General features: G+C 59.0%; 12 protein-coding genes. 3 read left to right on the top strand and 9 right to left on the bottom strand.

Features of this window, described 5'->3' with window-relative positions; all coding sequences use genetic code 11:
• Nucleotides 1-91: 91 nt before the first annotated feature.
• Nucleotides 92-697, bottom strand: a complete 606-nt coding sequence (locus ACP7EE_RS06075) for a hypothetical protein (RefSeq protein ID WP_426233912.1) — start codon at nt 695-697, stop codon at nt 92-94.
• Between the two features lie 140 nt (nt 698-837).
• Between ACP7EE_RS06075 and ACP7EE_RS06070 the strand changes: the two genes are divergently transcribed.
• Nucleotides 838-1,629: a dienelactone hydrolase family protein gene (locus tag ACP7EE_RS06070; RefSeq protein ID WP_426233911.1), complete on the top strand. Its 792-nt coding sequence runs from the start codon at nt 838-840 to the stop codon at nt 1,627-1,629.
• Nucleotides 1,630-1,780: 151 nt separating this feature from the next.
• A complete protein-coding gene (locus tag ACP7EE_RS06065) occupies nt 1,781-2,506 on the top strand; it encodes a 4'-phosphopantetheinyl transferase family protein (RefSeq protein ID WP_426233910.1) in 726 nt (241 codons plus the stop codon).
• 141 nt (nt 2,507-2,647) lie between these two features.
• Here the strand turns inward: ACP7EE_RS06065 and ACP7EE_RS06060 are convergent, their stop codons facing one another.
• Nucleotides 2,648-4,258, bottom strand: coding sequence for an ATP-binding protein (locus ACP7EE_RS06060; RefSeq protein ID WP_426233909.1), 1,611 nt, complete (start codon nt 4,256-4,258; stop codon nt 2,648-2,650).
• Nucleotides 4,255-4,977 carry a response regulator gene (locus tag ACP7EE_RS06055; protein ID WP_426202848.1) on the bottom strand — a complete coding sequence of 241 codons (723 nt, stop codon included), beginning with the start codon at nt 4,975-4,977 and terminating at the stop codon, nt 4,255-4,257. Before ACP7EE_RS06055 ends, ACP7EE_RS06060 begins: the two co-directional genes overlap by 4 nt.
• A 731-nt stretch (nt 4,978-5,708) precedes the next feature.
• Here ACP7EE_RS06055 and ACP7EE_RS06050 point away from each other — a divergent pair.
• A complete protein-coding gene (locus ACP7EE_RS06050; RefSeq protein WP_426202846.1) occupies nt 5,709-8,603 on the top strand; it encodes a ribonucleoside-diphosphate reductase subunit alpha in 2,895 nt (964 codons plus the stop codon).
• 157 nt (nt 8,604-8,760) lie between these two features.
• Here ACP7EE_RS06050 and ACP7EE_RS06045 read toward each other — a convergent pair whose 3' ends face one another.
• The 6 genes from ACP7EE_RS06045 to cheR all read right to left on the bottom strand — a co-directional run bounded on the left by ACP7EE_RS06045 (nt 8,761) and on the right by cheR (nt 17,559).
• The gene (locus tag ACP7EE_RS06045) at nt 8,761-13,281 is read right to left on the bottom strand and encodes a beta strand repeat-containing protein (protein ID WP_426233908.1); all 4,521 of its coding nucleotides are present in this window, start codon (nt 13,279-13,281) and stop codon (nt 8,761-8,763) included.
• A gap of 251 nt (nt 13,282-13,532) precedes the next feature.
• On the bottom strand, nt 13,533-14,867 hold the full coding sequence (flgE, locus tag ACP7EE_RS06040) for a flagellar hook protein FlgE (RefSeq protein WP_426202840.1): 1,335 nt from the start codon (nt 14,865-14,867) through the stop codon (nt 13,533-13,535).
• A 30-nt stretch (nt 14,868-14,897) separates the two neighbouring features.
• Nucleotides 14,898-15,626 carry a flagellar hook assembly protein FlgD gene (gene flgD / locus ACP7EE_RS06035; protein ID WP_426202837.1) on the bottom strand — a complete coding sequence of 243 codons (729 nt, stop codon included), beginning with the start codon at nt 15,624-15,626 and terminating at the stop codon, nt 14,898-14,900.
• A gap of 15 nt (nt 15,627-15,641) precedes the next feature.
• Nucleotides 15,642-16,085, bottom strand: coding sequence for a flagellar basal body rod protein FlgC (gene flgC, locus ACP7EE_RS06030; RefSeq protein WP_420646438.1), 444 nt, complete (start codon nt 16,083-16,085; stop codon nt 15,642-15,644).
• A gap of 3 nt (nt 16,086-16,088) precedes the next feature.
• Complete coding sequence (flgB, locus tag ACP7EE_RS06025) at nt 16,089-16,496, bottom strand: flagellar basal body rod protein FlgB (protein ID WP_426233907.1); 408 nt, start codon at nt 16,494-16,496, stop codon at nt 16,089-16,091.
• Between the two features lie 235 nt (nt 16,497-16,731).
• Nucleotides 16,732-17,559 (bottom strand): protein-glutamate O-methyltransferase CheR, encoded by an 828-nt coding sequence (cheR, locus tag ACP7EE_RS06020; RefSeq protein WP_426202833.1) that lies wholly within the window; start codon nt 17,557-17,559, stop codon nt 16,732-16,734.

Below are 17,559 nucleotides of genomic sequence, written 5' to 3'. Positions count from 1 at the left end.
CACATTAATTGTGAATGTGCCGCCGCTATCGCGGGCAAGCCCGCTCCCACAGGGGTTGCGCTTAACTGTCTTGCATTCGCGCATCCATTTATCAGAAAGCGTAGTTGGCCGACAGGTACGTCTGGGCGCTGCTGGTCAAATCCAGCGAGCCTTGTTTGCTGCCGCCGCGCTCGCTCATCTCGGTGCTGGCGTTGCTGCGCAGGTAACGGTAACCGAGTTCCACCGAAGTGTTCTGCGAGACTTGCTGCAACACACCGAACTGGCCGCCGACGGCGTAACCGATGTCGCTGTCACGGCTGAAGCCTGGCGATTCCTGCGTCAACTTGGTCAAACCGGCAGTCGCACCGCCGAACAGTTTGGTGCTGCCACCCACCGGATAGAACAGATCGTAGCTGCCCAGCAGGTTTTCCTGACGCAGTTTAATGCCATTGTGCGAACCGGACACGTTGTCGTAGGTGGCGTAGTAGCGACCCTGGCTGTTTTGCTGGCCGAGACGAATACCGTAAGTGGTGTCCTTGCCGATCACGCCGTCGGCGTTCGGGTGGTCGAGGTTGTCGTTCAGTGCGTGGGATTTTTTCACCTTGTCACTGGTCTGGCCCAAGGTCAGACCGGCGAAGTTGGTGGTGGTGTCGGCGTGGGCAGCGAGGCTTGCGCCCATCACAGTGAAAGCCAGCAGCAGTTTGTTCAAACGAGTCATTGAGTGTTCCTCAGTTGTGCTCTTCGGGTATGGCGCAAGGTTACTGAGGTGCCCCTGTACCGACCCTGAACGCTCTCTGAACCTCACCTGAACCAAATGAACTAGGCTGTCTTGACCCTTTATTGTCAGGAGACCCGACCATGCGCCTGTTACTCGCCCTCACCCTGCTGGCCCTCAGCAGCCTCAGCCAGGCTGCAATCAAGACGCAGGAAATCCCTTACCAGAGCGCCGATGGCAGCAAACTGATCGGCTATTACGCGTATGACGATGCGATCAAAGGCGCACGTCCCGGCATCGTCGTGGTGCATGAATGGTGGGGGCTGAACGATTACGCCAAGCGTCGCGCCCGTGATCTGGCCGGCCTCGGCTACAGCGCGCTGGCGATCGACATGTACGGCGAAGGCAAGAACACCGAACACCCGAAAGACGCGATGGCGTTCATGCAGGCAGCCACCGCTGATGCCGCCGCAGCGAGCAAGCGCTTTGACGCCGGGCTGGAGTTGTTGAAGAAACAACCGCAGACCGACACCAGTAAATTGGGCGCCATCGGTTATTGCTTCGGCGGGGCTGTGGTGTTGAACGCGGCGCGCCAGGGTGTGCCGCTGGCGGGCGTGGTGAGTTTCCATGGCGCGCTCGCGACCAAGACTCCGGCGACACCGGGCAGTGTGAAGGCGAAAATCCTCGTCGAGCATGGTGCGTTGGACAGCATGGTCACGCCGGATAACGTCACCGCGTTCAAGTCGGAAATGGACAAGGCCGGCGCCGACTACCAGTTCGTCAGCCTCGATGGCGCCAAGCACGGCTTCAGCAATCCCGACGCCGATCGCCTGAGCCACGGCGAGCACGGTGGCCCGGATATCGGCTACAACAAAGCCGCCGATGAAAAATCCTGGGCGGACATGCAGGCTTTCTTCAAGAAAATCTTCGGTTAAGCAGACACCGCATTTCCTGTAGGAGCTGTCTCGTGCAACGAGGCTGCGATCTTTTGACTTTTCTTTTAAAAGGACAAGATCAAAAGATCGCAGCCTCCGGCAGCTCCTACAGGGGGAGACAGTTTCAAGGCAACCCGGCAAAATGCCCGTCATGAATTCCAGCCCCCTCCTCCCAGCCTGCTGCACCCCGCTCGACGCGCATTGGCCGTTGCCAACCGTGTTGCCGGACACGGTGCTGTTGAGCACGCATTTCGATCCGTCTCAATTACTGGCCGACGACTTCCGTCGCAGTGCAATCGAGCCGCCGCCAAGTATTCAGCGCTCGGTGGCCAAGCGTCAGGCCGAGTTTCTCGCCGGTCGCTTTTGCGCGCGCGCTGCATTGCAACAGCTGGAAGGTTCGAACGTGATTCCGGCCATCGGTGAAGATCGCGCGCCGGTGTGGCCGACGCATATCTGCGGTTCGATCACTCACAGCACTGGGCGTGCAGCGGCGATCGTCGCCAACAAGCAACACTGGCGCGGTTTGGGCATGGATCTGGAAAACCTGCTTAACCCTGAGCGAGCCGAGCGATTGGCCGGGGAGATTTTGACCCCTCCGGAAATGCAGCGCATGGCCGCAAGTGCGCGCGATCAATTGGCACTCTGGGTGACGCTGACGTTTTCGGTGAAGGAAAGCCTGTTCAAGGCGTTGTACCCAATCGTGCAGAAACGCTTTTATTTCGAGCATGCCGAAGTGCTGGAATGGACGCTTGATGGTGCGGTACGCCTGCGACTGCTGACGGATCTGTCCAGTGAGTGGCGCCATGGGACGGAGCTGGATGCGCAGTTCGGGATTCATGATGGGCAGTTGTTGAGTCTGGTCAGTATTGCTGCCTGAAGTGCTCTAGTGCCTGTTCGGGCCTCATCGCTGGCAAGCCAGCTCCCACAGTGTCGGTGGTGAGCACAAACTGTAAGTACACCCCAGAAACCTGTGGGAGCTGGCTTGCCAGCGATGGGGCCAGTGGGTTCAACACAACTTTTAGCGGCGTTCCTGATTGCGCGGCCAACTCAGGCTGAAGCAAGCTCCGCCCAGGCTTTTGCTCTTGCCGATCAACGCCCGGCCGTCATGCCAGTGAATGATCCGCCGCACAATCGACAAGCCCAAGCCATGCCCACCCGACGCTCGGGTGCGGCTGTCGTCCAGACGCAGGAACGGCGTGAATATTTTCTCCCACGCCGCTTCCGGCACGCCGGGGCCGTCGTCTTCAACATCGACCCGGCAGCGCAATTGCCCGACCTGATAACTCACCGTCACCTTCGAGCGCGCGTGGCGCATGGCGTTGCCCACCAGATTCTGCAAGGCGCGATGCAGATAACGCGGCTCAGCCTCGACCCACGCGTCATCGCAATCGGCCGCCGACAGGCACATGCCACGCTGCACGGTGACTTCGGCACGTAACGGCGCCAGTTCGGCGATCACCTGATTCACCAGTGCATCGAGGTCGATGCGCTGAAAGGTCAGCGCTGGAGAACCTTGCTCCAGCCGCGCGTAGGTGAGCATTTCGTCGACCAGCTTATCCAGATCCTCGATATCGTGATCCATGCCCTCGCGGTACTTCTCCAGCGCTTGCGGGGTGGTAGCCGAGCCGATCATTTCCAGCCCGAAACGCAGGCGCGCCACCGGCGTGCGCAACTCATGGGACACCGCGCGCACCAGTTCACGCTGGATCGCCAGCAACTGCTGCAGATGTTCGGCCATGCCATTGAACGCCGCCGCCAATTTGCCCACCGAGTCGGCCCCGCGCGCCGGCACGCGGGTTTCCAGGCTGCCCTTGGCGATGCGCGTGGCGGCGGCTTCGAGACCACGCAAACGCCGTTCGAGCTGGCGCACCAGTAAATAGACGATCAGGCCAATCAGCGTCAGACCGAGCGCGGCGATCAACACCAGCCACTCCGGCGGGTACGGATTCATCTGATACAGCGGCCCGATTTCCAGCACCCACGGTGTGCCGACCATGCCGGCGAAGACCCGGATCGAGTCACCGCCCTTGCCCAGTGCCATCACCGTATCGCCCTCGGACACGCGGCGGCTCTGGTCTTCGTCCATATCTGCGTCGTTGACCGTGACCAGGCGCAGGTCGAAACCGAACCCCTTTTCTTCCTTTAACTGCGCCAGGCGTTTCGGCTGGTCGGCCACCGGGACGCGTACCAATTCATCCGCCAGCAGATAAATAGTCGCGCGGGCCAGTTGCTCGCTGATCTGCTGCACTTCGCCGACCAGCACCAGCTGTTCTTTGTCGCTGACCAGTCGATAGACCTTGGCCGCGTGCGGGCCGGTCTGTTCTACCAACGCTTGGCCACGCTGCACGCGGGTGCGCTGGGTCAGGTCGAGGTCGGTCTGGGGAAAGGTCTTCAATGCCAGCGGAATACCCAGCAAGCGCTCCCAGACCAATAAGGCTCGATGGCGCTCGGTCTGGTTCATCGGTTGCAGGTTGTCAGCCATCAGCGAGAACGTGCCGTGGGCCAGGCGCTCGCGGTATTGCTCGCTGCGCACCTGATTGAGCAGGTGCAGCGCCAGCACGCCAAGCACCGCCACCAGAATCAGCGCCGCGCACATGCCGCCATAGATGCGCAGGAAGATCGAGTTCACAGCGGCAAGTCTGTGCAGGCTTCGGGGACGAACAGATAACCCTTGCTGCGGATGGTCTTGATTAGGCGCGGGTGATCGGGATCGTCGCCGATCTTCGGCCGAATGCGCGAGATGCGTACGTCAATCGAACGATCCTGACCGTCGTAGCCAATGCCGCGCAGTGCGGTGAAGATTTCTTCGCGCGACAGAATGCGCCCGGCGTTCGACACCAGCAGCCAGAGCAGGTCGAACTCGGCGCTGGTCAGCTCGATGCCGTTGTCACTCAGCCAGGCTTCGCGCAGGGCGTTGTCCACCACCAGCGGGCCGAATTGCAGGCGGCGGGATTTTTCTGCGGCAGGCTCGGGTGAGTCACTGCGTCGCAGCAGCGCCTGAATCCGCGCCAGCAATAGACGCGGGCGCACCGGTTTGCACACGTAATCGTCGGCGCCCAGATCGAGGCCGAGGATCTGATCGGCGTCGTCGGTGCGCGCGGTGAGCATCAGGATCGGCCCATCGTAGCGGTCGCGAACCTTGCGGCAGATGCTCAAGCCGTCTTCACCGGGCAGCATCAAGTCGAGAATCACCAGATCCGGCTGCTCCCGGATAATCCGCTCCGCCGCCAGTGCGCCGTTGCCTTCGATCTCGACGCGCAGCCCATTGGCTTGCAGGTATTCGCGGGTCAGGTCGGCCAGACGCTGGTCGTCCTCGACTATCAATACCTGCCAGGCTTCTTGCTCCACGGATACCTCTGCTGCCAATTGCTGCGATAAAGGAAGAGCCCCCCGGTCTTTTTGTCATGTTTGGGGAGGATAAGAATGCGTGCGTCCGGGGCGATTGTATAAACGGCGTACAGCCAGAACACAAGTCGGTAAATGCGTTCGGACGAGGCGAAATTCTGTGATAGGGTTCGCGCCCTTAAAAAACCGCTGAAGCGTTTTTCCCAGCGAAAAAACAGTGACAAACGGTCTAGCTCAGCAGGTCCGCGGCCTACAAGTGAATTAGACATTTCGCACACAATTTACCCACAGCCTTATCCACAAGCAGTACGTTGCAAGACCCCTTAAAACGCATTATCTTGTAGCACGGCGAAAACAGAGACCCTACATATGGGGTTTTTGCCTAAAACGCCCAACCACATTTCAGACCTTGAACTCAAGTGCTTTATTGCCGATTCAGGGTTGAACCAAGCAAGTTTTTCATAGCCAAAACCGCGCTGGCGGATGGCACCGTTTTTTCAGACCAGAGCGGTCAAAACGGTACGGGTGTTGCAGTGTTGACTGCCACTCTGAAAGGAATCCGGTGCGAGCGCAGGCTCGCAACCAAAACTTCGGCACGGACGCGGCGTTGTAGCCTTTTTCCTACTGCTCCGAAGTTATTAAGCCGACGCTCGTCGGTTGCAGTGCTTCGGGACAGAACGGTGAGCACCATGATGGTGCCCAAACAAACATAGAGAATGTGGAGACGATCCCCCATGCAAACCGACACAACTCGCGAGAACCCGCAGGGCACCTTGCCGCAGGCCGCTGATTCGAATTCGGATCTGGCAGCCACCGCGCCTGGTCAACTGCGCGTGATCAAGCGCAATGGCACTGTCGTTCCTTACACCGATGACAAGATCACCGTCGCTATCACCAAAGCGTTCCTCGCAGTTGAGGGCGGCACCGCTGCCGCTTCGTCGCGAATCCATGACACCGTTGCCCGTCTGACCGAACAAGTCACCGCGACCTTCAAGCGTCGCATGCCTTCGGGCGGCACCATCCACATCGAAGAAATCCAGGACCAGGTCGAACTGGCCCTGATGCGTGCCGGCGAGCAGAAAGTTGCGCGCGACTACGTGATCTACCGTGACGGCCGTTCGAAAGAACGCGCTGCCCACGCTCCGGCCGAAGAAGCAGTCAACGCTCACCCATCGATCCGCATCACCCGCGCCGACGGCAGCTTCGCGCCGCTCGACATGGGCCGCCTGAACACCATCGTCACCGAGGCCTGTGAAGGTCTGGCTGAAGTCGATGGCGACCTGATCCAGCGCGAAACCCTGAAAAACCTGTACGACGGCGTGGCCCTGACCGACGTCAACACCGCTTTGGTGATGACCGCCCGTACCTTGGTCGAGCGTGAGCCGAACTACTCGTTCGTGACCGCGCGCCTGCTGATGGACACCCTGCGTGCCGAAGGCCTGAACTTCCTCGAAGTCGCCGAAAGCGCCACCCATCACGAGATGGCCGACCTGTACGCCAAGGCCCTGCCGGCCTACGTTGCCAAAGGTATCGAGTTCGAACTGCTGAACCCTGTGCTGGCCACCTTCGACCTGGAAAAACTGGGCAAGGCGATCAACCACGAGCGCGATCAGCAATTCACTTACCTGGGTCTGCAAACCCTGTACGACCGTTACTTCATCCACAAGGATGGCGTGCGCTTCGAACTGCCGCAGATCTTCTTCATGCGCGTGGCCATGGGCCTGGCCATCGAAGAAAAGAACAAAGAAGACCGTGCGATCGAGTTCTACAACCTGCTGTCCTCGTTCGACTACATGGCTTCGACCCCGACCCTGTTCAACGCCGGCACCCTGCGTCCACAGCTGTCGAGTTGCTACCTGACCACCGTTCCGGACGACCTGTCGGGCATTTACCACGCGATCCACGACAACGCCATGTTGTCGAAATTCGCCGGTGGCCTAGGCAATGACTGGACGCCGGTGCGCGCACTGGGTTCGTACATCAAAGGCACCAACGGCAAGTCGCAAGGCGTTGTTCCTTTCCTCAAGGTTGTGAACGACACCGCCGTTGCCGTTAACCAGGGTGGCAAACGCAAAGGCGCAGTCTGCGCTTACCTGGAAACCTGGCACATGGACATCGAGGAGTTCATCGAACTCCGCAAGAACACCGGTGATGATCGTCGTCGTACCCACGACATGAACACTGCCAACTGGATCCCTGACCTGTTCATGAAGCGCGTCTTCGATGACGGCAAATGGACCCTGTTCTCGCCGTCCGAAGTACCGGATCTGCACGACCTGACCGGCAAGGCCTTCGAAGAGCGTTACGAGTACTACGAAGCCCTTTCCGAGTACCCGGGCAAGATCAAGCTGTTCAAGACCATTCAGGCCAAAGACCTGTGGCGCAAGATGCTGTCGATGCTGTTCGAAACCGGCCACCCTTGGTTGACCTTCAAAGACCCGTGCAACCTGCGTAGCCCGCAGCAGCACGTGGGTGTGGTACACAGCTCGAACCTGTGCACCGAGATCACTTTGAACACCAACAAGGACGAGATCGCGGTCTGCAACCTGGGCTCGATCAACCTGCCGAACCACATCGTCAACGGCAAGCTCGACACCGCCAAGCTCAAGCGCAGCATCGATGTAGCCGTGCGCATGCTCGATAACGTTATCGACATCAACTACTACTCGGTTCCGCAGGCCAAGAACTCCAACTTCCGTCACCGTCCGGTCGGTCTGGGCATCATGGGCTTCCAGGACGCTCTGTACCTGCAGCACATCCCTTACGGTTCCGACGCTGCCGTCGAATTCGCCGACAAGTCGATGGAAGCCGTCAGCTACTACGCGATCCAGGCCTCTTGCGACCTGGCCGACGAGCGCGGTGCTTACGAGACGTTCCAGGGTTCGCTGTGGTCCAAAGGCGTACTGCCACTGGATTCGCAACAGATCCTGATCGAGCAGCGCGGCCAGAAGTACATCGACGTTGACCTGAACGAATCCCTCGACTGGGCACCGGTTCGCGCCCGTGTACAGAAAGGCATTCGTAACTCCAACATCATGGCCATCGCACCGACCGCGACCATCGCCAACATCACTGGCGTATCGCAGTCGATCGAACCGACCTACCAGAACCTGTATGTGAAATCGAACCTGTCGGGCGAATTCACCGTGATCAACCCGTACCTGGTTCGCGACCTCAAGGCTCGCGGTCTGTGGGACTCGGTCATGATCAACGACCTGAAGTACTACGACGGTTCGGTGCAGCAGATCGAGCGCATCCCGCAAGAACTCAAAGAGCTCTACGCGACGGCCTTCGAAGTGGACACCAAGTGGATCGTTGACGCCGCCAGCCGTCGTCAGAAGTGGATCGACCAGGCTCAATCGCTGAACCTGTACATCGCTGGCGCATCGGGCAAGAAACTCGACGTGACCTACCGCATGGCCTGGTACCGTGGTCTGAAAACCACTTACTACCTCCGCGCCCTGGCCGCGACCAGCACCGAGAAGTCGACCATCAACACCGGCAAGCTGAACGCTGTTTCCAGCGGCGGCAACCACGGTGAAGATTCGGTCCTGGCAGCTCCTGCCGGCCCGGCTCCAGTGCCAAAGGCTTGCGCGATTGACGAGCCGGATTGCGAAGCTTGCCAATAAGCTGAGCTGAATCAGGTGTCGCGAGATGCCTGAATGAAGAAACCCCCGACAGACCTCTGGTTTGGCGGGGGTTTCTTTTTGCCCGCGAAAAGTCACGGCAAAAAAAAACGGCGAGCCTGGATCACAGGCCCGCCGTTTTCACTACAACTTCGCTACGTCAGACCATGAACGACTCCACCATCGCCTGCCCTACGACCGGAATGGTGAAGGAATCACCATTGATGGTGGTGAAGCTCTCGATGGTGTTGCCGCCCTTGTACCAGTCCGCAAGAATCACGGCATTGTCCTGCTTGCCGGCGTTCCACTCCACCGCATTGAAGATGAAGGCATTGGTGCCGTCGGTTTTGATAAGCACATTCGCATACGACTGGATGTTCTGCAGTTCGACCCGGTCACCACCGGAGGTGCCGTCATCCTTGATCATCACCGTGGTCGACGAGTTCACCTTGTAGATATCACTGCCCTCGCCACCGTAACCATAGCCGCCACCGGCCATGATCAAGGTGTCGGAACCCGCCCCGCCAAACAATTGATACTCGGGCCCGGTGCCCACCAGCGAGTCACTGCCGTCGTCACCGTAAGCAGTGCCGGCGTAAACCGAGATGCTGTCGTTGCCAGCATCGCCGTGCAGGACACTGCCAACATCGTTGTTGGCACTGAACAGCGTGTCGTTGCCGTTACCACCCGAGATCTGATCCGCTTCGGCAGGGCCGCTGCGGTCCGGACCATTAAAGGCGTAGGGTTCGTACTTGCCGCCGTGCAGGTAGTCGGTGCCGTCGCCACCGGAGATCACATCGTCACCTGCGCCACCGTAGATCTCGTTTTGAACGGTGTTACCGGTCAGGATGTCATTGAAGTCCGAACCATGGAGGCCTTCTATGTTGACCAGCACATCGCCGGTAGCGTCGCCGCCGGTAACGCTATTGGTCAGCAGACTGATTTGCACCGCCGCCAAACTGCCGGTGTACCAGGCTGCGTCGGTGACACCTGCACCGCCATCGATGTAGTCCGCGCCTTGGCCACCGATGAACGTTTCGACACCGGCCGTACCGATCAACGTATCGTTGAACGCCGTGCCTTCCCAGTTCTGGATATTGGTGTAAGTGTCGCCTGCTGCAGCGCCGGTCAATGGCTGGCTCAGATCCAGTGTGATCGCCGCGCCTTCGAAGGCAAAGCTGACAGTGTTACGACCGAAGCCACCGTCGAAATTGTTAGCCTGTTCGTTGCCGATGAAGGTGTCATCCCGACCCGAACCCACAATTTTCTCGATGCTGTCGAAGGTATCGCCCTTGGCAATCGCGGTGTGCTCACCGGTTTTCAAGTTGATGACCACGCCCACTGGCCCGATGTCGTTGTAGCTGACGGTATCGAAACCGGCGCCACCGATAAAGGTGTCGCCGCCATCGCCGCCCATCAGGATATCGTTGCCCGCCCCGCCGGTGATGATGTTATCCAGCGCGTTACCAAACGATTGGAAGGTGCCAGTGCCGGTGTAGGTCAAGCGCTCGATGCCGGCATTGAGCTGGTAATAGCTCTGATTGGTGCGCACTTCATCATTGCCACCATCCGCCAGTTCGACAATCGCGGCATAGGTCGCGTTGTTGAGAACATAGACATCATCGCCCGCCCCGCCCTGCACGGTGAAACCGGTAGAGTTGGTGTTGGCAATGAACACATCGTTGTACGCCGAGCCGATGATCTTCTCGATCCCGGCAAAGCTGTCGCCCTCGGCGTCACCACCACTGCCGACTCCAGAGCCGACACCGGCCGCGCCCATTGTCAAAGTCACACCCTGGATCGACTGCGAGTAGTCTGCTACGTCAATCCCCAAGCCACCATCGAATGCATCCGCGGTGCTCCCGGCGATGAAGGTGTCTGCGAACTGCGTGCCGCGAATCAGTTCGATGTCGGCGTAAGTGTCGCCCGCCGCAATCCCGCTGTGCACGCTGGTCTTGAAGTTGAGCGTGACGGCAACGGTACTGTCGTCATAACTGACGGTGTCGGTTCCGGCACCACCGATGAAGGTGTCGGCACCGCCGCCGCCCAACAAGGTATCGTTGCCCGCGCCGCCGGTGATGATGTTATCCGAGGCATTGCCGCGACCGGTAAAGTTGCCGGTACCAGTGTAGGTCAGCCGCTCTACGTTGTTGTACAGCCCCAGGCTGGCCTGGCTGGTACGCACTTCGTCGTCACCGCCGCCCAGTGCTTCGACGATCACCGCCGAGGCAGCGTTGTTGACGATGTAGATGTCGTTACCCGCGCCACCCTGCAAGTTGAAGGAACCTGCCGTGGATGAGTTGAACACATCGTCATACGCCGAGCCGATGACCTTCTCGATACCGGAGAACGAATCGCCTTCGGCATCACCACCAGTCCCGGTGCCCGCTCCGGACGCCAGCGTCAGATTGATCGCAGCACCTGACTGCGAGTAATCGACGACGTCGATGTTGTCCACGCCGGTCGTGCCGCCCTCGAACTTGTCGATGCCGGCGCCGGCCAGGAACGTGTCGCTGAATTTGGAGCCGCGGATGACCTCGATACCGTCAAAGGTATCGCCGGCTGCAATGCCCGTGTGAACGCCGGTTTTCTGGTTGATGGTCACGCCGACAGTGGAATCGTCGTAGCTGACGGTATCGATGCCTGCTCCACCGATGAAGGTATCAGCGCCCGCGCCACCCATAAGCAGGTCGTTAGCGACGCCACCGGTGATGATGTTGTCGCCGGCGTTGCCGCTGCCGGTGAAGTTACCGGTGCCGGTGTAGGTCAGGCGTTCGACTTCGGCACTCAAGGTCATGTGGGTCAGCGAGGTACGTATTTCGTCGTCACCGCCACCCGCCACTTCAATCACCGATTGGTTGGGCGAGCCGTTGATGATGTACAGATCGTTACCCGCCCCGCCCTGAAAAATGGAAGCGGCGGATCCGCTGGTAAACACATCGTTCTGGGCCGAACCAACGATTTTCTCGATGTTGGTAAAGGTATCACCCTGGGCATCGCCGCTCTGGCCACTGCCTGCACCGAGTGTGGTCATGGTGATGTTCACAGCCTGCGCCGACAACGAGTAATCGACGGTATCGACCCCACCCACAGCGCCGCCATCAAAGATGTTGGCCTCCGCGCCGCTGAAGAACGTGTCACCGTTCTTGCTGCCACGAATGATTTCGATACCGGAGAAGGTATCGCCCGTGGCGAAACCAGTGTGGACACCGGTTTTCAGGTTAACCGTGACACCGGCAGCGACGCTGTCTTCATAGCTGGCAATGTCGATACCGGCGCCGCCAATCAATTGATCGGCACCCGCACCACCCATCAGCACATCATTGCCGACGCCACCGGTGATGATGTTGTCGCCCGTGTTGCCAGTACCGGTGAAGTTGCCGGTGCCGGTGTAGGTCAGGCGCTCGACTTCGCCACTCATGCCCATGGTGAGCTGGTTAGTCCGAATTTCGTCATCTCCTCCGCCCGCAGCCTCTCCGATGCCGCCCGCCCAGGGACCATTGATGATATAGACGTCGTTGCCGGCGCCACCGCTGACGCTGGTGTTGCCGGAGTTCAAAGTGAACACGTCATCGAACGCTGTGCCGGTAACTGATTCCAGGTTGCTGAATGTATCGCCCTGAGCATCGCCGCCCAGACCGCTGCCGTTGACGCCTGTAAGCGTCAGATTGATCGCCTGCTCCGAGGTGACATAACTCAGGCTGTCATAGCCACTGGCGCCATCAAACGAGTTGGCCGAGGCATCGGCGACAAAGTTGTCGGTGTAGCCAGTGCCACGAAACGCCTCGATACCATTGAATGTATCGCCCGCCGCGAGGCCGGTGTGCACGCCGGTTTTCAGATTGATCGTCACACCGACACCCTGATAGGCGTCTTCGTAGCTGGCGGTGTCAAAACCTGCGCCGCCGATCAGCGTGTCGGCGCCCACGCCACCGATCAGTATGTCGTTGCCGCTGCCGCCGACGATGATGTCGTCGCTGGCGCTGCCGCGACCGGTGAAGTTGCCGGTGCCGGTGTAGGTCAGGCGCTCGACTCCGCCGCTCATGGTTATATTGAGCTGGTTGGTACGAATTTCGTCGAAGCCGCCGCCCGCAGCTTCACCAATGCCGCCCATCCAGGGACCGTTGATGATGTAGACATCGTTGCCGGCGCCACCGCTGACGCTGGTGTTGCCGGAGTTCAAAGTGAACACGTCATCGAACGCTGTGCCGGTAACTGATTCCAGGTTGCTGAATGTATCGCCCTGAGCATCGCCGCCCAGACCGCTGCCGTTGACGCCCGTGAGCGTCAGATTGATCGCCTGCTCCGAGGTGGCATAACTCAGGCTGTCATAGCCACTGGCGCCATCAAACGAGTTGGCCGAAGCATCGGCGACAAAGTTGTCGGTGTAGCCAGTGCCGCGAAACGCCTCGATACCATTGAATGTATCGCCCGCCGCGAGGCCGGTGTGCACGCCGGTTTTCAGATTGATCGTCACACCGACACCCTGATTGGCGTCTTCGTAGCTGGCGGTGTCAAAACCTGCGCCGCCGATCAGTTGATCAGCACCTTCGCCGCCGATGAGAAGGTCGTTGCCATCCCCACCATTCAACACATCATCACCCGCCAAACCGCGTATTTGATCATCGCCTGCGGTGCCTACCAGCGTATCGGCACCATTGGACCCGTAAATTACCGCCATTTCATCTTCCTTGTGTGAGTGTGTTTGTGTTGAAAACTACGTAGAAGCGCAGTACTGCCCCGACCTGAGTCCGGCTTGAATATATGCGGTGCGGATGAAAGTTTGACGCGCGCCGCTGCTGCTCCAGGAGAGTGCAAGTTCCGCACCACAGCGACCGACGAACGGTACAAAACTGAACACTCGTCCCAAATAACGCGCATAAAAAAACCGACGCACCAGGCATCGGTTTTCAGTGCAGCTATCAGATCACATCAAGCCATTTGAATAATGGTCTGCATAATCGTGCTCTGAGTCGAAATCGTCTTCGCGTTCGCCTGATAGTTCGATTGACCCTTGATCAGATCAACCAACTCATTGGTCAGGTTAACGTTGGACTCTTCCAAAGAGTTGGACTGGATGGAACCCAGAGTACCGGTCTCCGGAGCGTCATAACCCGGGATACCCGATGCGAAGGTTTCCTTCCAGCTGGTGCCGCCGACTGCTTGCAGGCCTTGCTCGTTGGTGAAGCTGGCCAGCGCAACCTGGCCGATGGCCTTGTTCTGGTTGTTGCTGAAGTTGGCGAACAGAGTACCGGTGCCGTCGATGGTCAGGTTGGTGATCTGGCCGGTGGCGTAACCATCCTGAGTCGGAATCGTACGCGAAGTATCAGCGTTGTACTGGGTGGTCTTGGCCATCGAAATGGTCACGCCGGCCGGGTTGGCAGCTGCGCCGTTAGGCGTAAAGACACCGCCGGTCACTGTGCCCGGCTTCCAGTTTTTCAGGGTCAGGTCGCTGCTGATGATCGGGGTCGCAGGATTCGCTGGATCAGGCGTGCTGATCTGAGTCAACTTGCCAGCAGAGTCAAAGGTCAGAGTCGAGGCCGTTGGCGGAGTGGTTTTTGGATCGCTGCCCGTTGCATCCGGGTTACGCCCATCCACCAAGGTATAAACCTTCCAGGTGTTTTGGCCGGTCTTCACAACATACTGATCCATGTCGTGCTTGTTGCCCTGCGAATCATAGATCGGGGTGCTGAAAGACTCGGTGTAACTCTCGACCTTGGTCGGATCGAATTTGACGCCGGTGGCGCCGGTATCGACGATCACCGGGGCCGAAGAGTTCAGGTTGATGCTCGAGCCCACGGCCGAGGTCGACTTCGGCGCCAGGTTCGAAGTGTCGATCTTCAGGTCGGTCAGAACGCCTTTGATGACGCGGCCATTGGAGTCCACACCGTAACCTTGCAGATGTGAGGTGTAGTCGGTGTTAGTGATGAAACCCTGGTCGTCGACTTTGAACGTACCGGCACGGGTATAGGAAATCGAACCGTTGTTGCTCATAGTGAAGAAGCCCGAACCGTTGATACCCATGTCCAACACGTTGCCGGTATTGCTGATGTCACCCTGGGTGAACTGCTGCGATACGTTAGCCAGGCGCACACCGTTACCGATGACCTTGCTGCCGGTGCCGAGTCGGGTCGCCGAATAGACGTCTTCAAACTCTGCACGGGAAGATTTGAAACCGGCAGTCGCGACGTTGGCGATGTTGTTGCCGGTCACGTCCAGTTGTTTATTGGCTGCATAGAGACCGCTAAGGCCGATATTGAAAGACATATTCCACTCCTTTGTGCCGGTTAGTCGGCTCTATATACCAATGGTTTGTACTTTGGACAGGGCAACGCTGCCCTTGCCTGCCAGGTTGAGCATCAGCTCGCCGCCGGTCTGGCTGATCGTGACGCTGTTGACCGTGGCTGGCAGGTAGGTCGCCAGATCCGTCGCCGTGCCGTTGATCGGCGCGCTGGCCTTGACGGTGTAAGTGCCGGCGGCAACCTGAACGCCGTTGTTGTCCTTGCCATCCCAGGTAAAGGAGGCACTGCCGACTGCGCGGCTGCCCAGATCGATGGTGCGAACGGCCTTGCCGTCCTTGTCGGTGATGGTCACCGTGCCGCCAGCGATCGACGAGGTCACGTTGACCGAGCCGGTCATGCCTTTGCTCGGATCGTCCATCTGCACCGAGTTGGTCTGCACGATCACGTTGCGGCCAACCAGAGACGACGCCTGCAACGCTTGCGAAGAGTTGTAGTTGCCGGCAAGACCGGTCACGGTGGAGTTCAGGGTGGTGATGCCTTCAAGGCTGCTGAACTGGGCCAACTGTGCAACGAATGCACTGTTGTCTTGCGGGTCGAGCGGATTCTGGTTTTTCAGCTGGGTAACCAGCAATTGCAGGAACGCATCCTTGCCCAGGGCCTGGCCACCCGTAGTGCTGTTGGTCGCAGAAGCAATCCCGTCAGAGGTCGTGCTACTGGTCTTCTTCGCAGAGTTGGCCAGTAGATCCTTCATGCTCAGGGTGCTGGTGGAATCGGTAACGCTCATGGCAGTCGCCCCTTGTTACTGACCGAGGGTCAGTACTTTCTGCATCATGGTTTTGGCGGTGTTCATCATTTCGGCGTTGGTCTGGAAGGACCGGCTCGCGGAAATCATGTCAGCCATTTCTTCCACCACGTTGACGTTCGGGTAAAAGACGTAACCCTTGGCGTCGGCAGCCGGGTGATTCGGCTCGTAGCGCGCTTCGAGGTTGCTCTGGTCTTCAACCACGCCCATCACCTGCACGCCCTGACCGGCAGCGTCCTGGTTCTGGAACAGCGAGTCGCTGCCGCCGCTCTGACCGCCCTGGAACATGGTGGCGAACACCGGGTGACGGGCGCGATAGGTCTGGTCGATGCTCGACGAGACGGTTTCGGCGTTGGCGATGTTCGAAGCCACGGTGTTCAGACGCGTGGTCTGGGCGCTCATGCCGCTGCCGGCAATGTTGAAAACGCTGGACAAGGACATGGATTACTCTCCGCGCAGGGCTGAAACCAGCCCTTTGAATTTGCTGTTGAGCAGGGTGAAGCTGGCCTGGAAGCCAACCGCGTTTTCCGCATAATTGGACTGCTCAAGTTGAGCGTCCACGGTGTTCTGGTCGATCGACGGTTGCATCGGCGTGCGATACATCAGCGATTCGTCGCCATTGCCCAGGCCTTCAGCTTCGATGTGACGGGTGTTGGTCTTGTTCAGGGCGATGGTGCCGTTCTGGTTTTTCTGCGTCTGTGCTTCGAGCACTTTGGAGAATTCCAGATCCCGAGCCTTGTAGTTCGGGGTATCGGCGTTGGCGATGTTATTGGCCAACACTTCAGCGCGCTGGGCGCGGAAGCCCAATGCCTTTTCGTGAATGCCGAGCGCTTTATCGAAGCTGATGCTCATGTCGGGACCTTCAGGTAACCGGATTTTTCGTAACTGAGCTTTAGCAAGCCGCGTGCCAGTTTGCAAAAGCCCGGATTCCGGGGCTTTGCGGGCAGTGGCAAAGCGGCAATGCCAGAAAAGCGGCAACCGGTTTCCGCCAGATGCCGCTTTTCTGCCGCTTGCCGTCACCGCATAAACGCCGGGCAAAAAAAACGGGAGCCCCTGAGGACTCCCGTTCTGGTGTTGCCGGTGTTGATCATTTCGCCTGGTAGATGATCCCCGGGCTGCACTGAACCATCTGGTAATGATCGGGCAAACCGTTCAGCGCTTCGGAAGCGCCAAGGAACAGATATCCGCCCGGCTTCAGCGTGCTGTGGATGCGCAACAGGATGTCTTTCTTCACCTCGGCGGAGAAGTAGATCAGCACGTTGCGGCAGAACACGATGTCGAACTTGCCCAGGCTGGCGTAGCTGTCGAGCAGGTTGAACGAGCGGAACTCAACCCGGCTCTTGATCGGCGCCTTGATTGCCCAGCGACCCGGCCCTTTCGGGTCGAAGTAGCGTTGCAGGCGATCAGGCGACAAACCGCGGCCGATGGCCAGGCTGTCGTACTCGCCGGTCTTGCAGTTGTTGAGCATGCTGCCAGACAGATCGGTGGCAACAATCTGCACGCCCATTTTCAGCTGACCGAGGTTGCTGCGCTCGAACTCGTCGATCGACATCGACAGCGAGTACGGTTCCTGACCCGACGAGCAAGCCGCCGACCAGATCCGCAGACGCTGGTTGGGAGCAGCCTTGATCGCTTCCGGCAGTACCTTGTTCTTCAAGACTTCAAACGGATAGGTGTCACGAAACCACAAGGTTTCGTTGGTCGTCATGGCATCGACCACCTGCTCGCGCAAACCGCTGCGCGGCTGGGTCTGGATGCGCTGTACCAGCTCACCCAGGGACTTGATGCCTTGCACTTCCATCAGTTTGTTGAGACGGCTCGAGACCAGATACTGCTTGTTTTCACCGAGCAAAATGCCACAGGCTTTTTCCAGGAAGACCCGGAACTGTTCGAAATCCAAATTACCCGTAGACAA

The sequence above is a fragment of the Pseudomonas sp. TWP3-2 genome (genome assembly GCF_049897765.1).
In the GTDB taxonomy this organism is placed as follows: domain Bacteria; phylum Pseudomonadota; class Gammaproteobacteria; order Pseudomonadales; family Pseudomonadaceae; genus Aquipseudomonas.
The sequence above is the reverse complement of the archived record's forward strand: the minus strand, read 5'-3'. Positions and strand labels throughout refer to the sequence as shown.

Excerpts from the sequence above, each read along its gene's own strand:
- flgE (WP_426202840.1), bottom strand. The coding sequence starts at position 14,867 with ATGTCTTTCAATATCGGCCTTAGCGGTCTCTATGCAGCCAATAAACAA.
- ACP7EE_RS06070 (WP_426233911.1), top strand. The coding sequence starts at position 838 with ATGCGCCTGTTACTCGCCCTCACCCTGCTGGCCCTCAGCAGCCTCAGC.
- flgC (WP_420646438.1), bottom strand. The coding sequence starts at position 16,085 with ATGTCCTTGTCCAGCGTTTTCAACATTGCCGGCAGCGGCATGAGCGCC.
- ACP7EE_RS06075 (WP_426233912.1), bottom strand. The coding sequence starts at position 697 with ATGACTCGTTTGAACAAACTGCTGCTGGCTTTCACTGTGATGGGCGCA.
- flgD (WP_426202837.1), bottom strand. The coding sequence starts at position 15,626 with ATGAGCGTTACCGATTCCACCAGCACCCTGAGCATGAAGGATCTACTG.
- ACP7EE_RS06065 (WP_426233910.1), top strand. The coding sequence starts at position 1,781 with ATGAATTCCAGCCCCCTCCTCCCAGCCTGCTGCACCCCGCTCGACGCG.
- flgB (WP_426233907.1), bottom strand. The coding sequence starts at position 16,496 with ATGAGCATCAGCTTCGATAAAGCGCTCGGCATTCACGAAAAGGCATTG.
- ACP7EE_RS06050 (WP_426202846.1), top strand. The coding sequence starts at position 5,709 with ATGCAAACCGACACAACTCGCGAGAACCCGCAGGGCACCTTGCCGCAG.
- ACP7EE_RS06045 (WP_426233908.1), bottom strand. The coding sequence starts at position 13,281 with ATGGCGGTAATTTACGGGTCCAATGGTGCCGATACGCTGGTAGGCACC.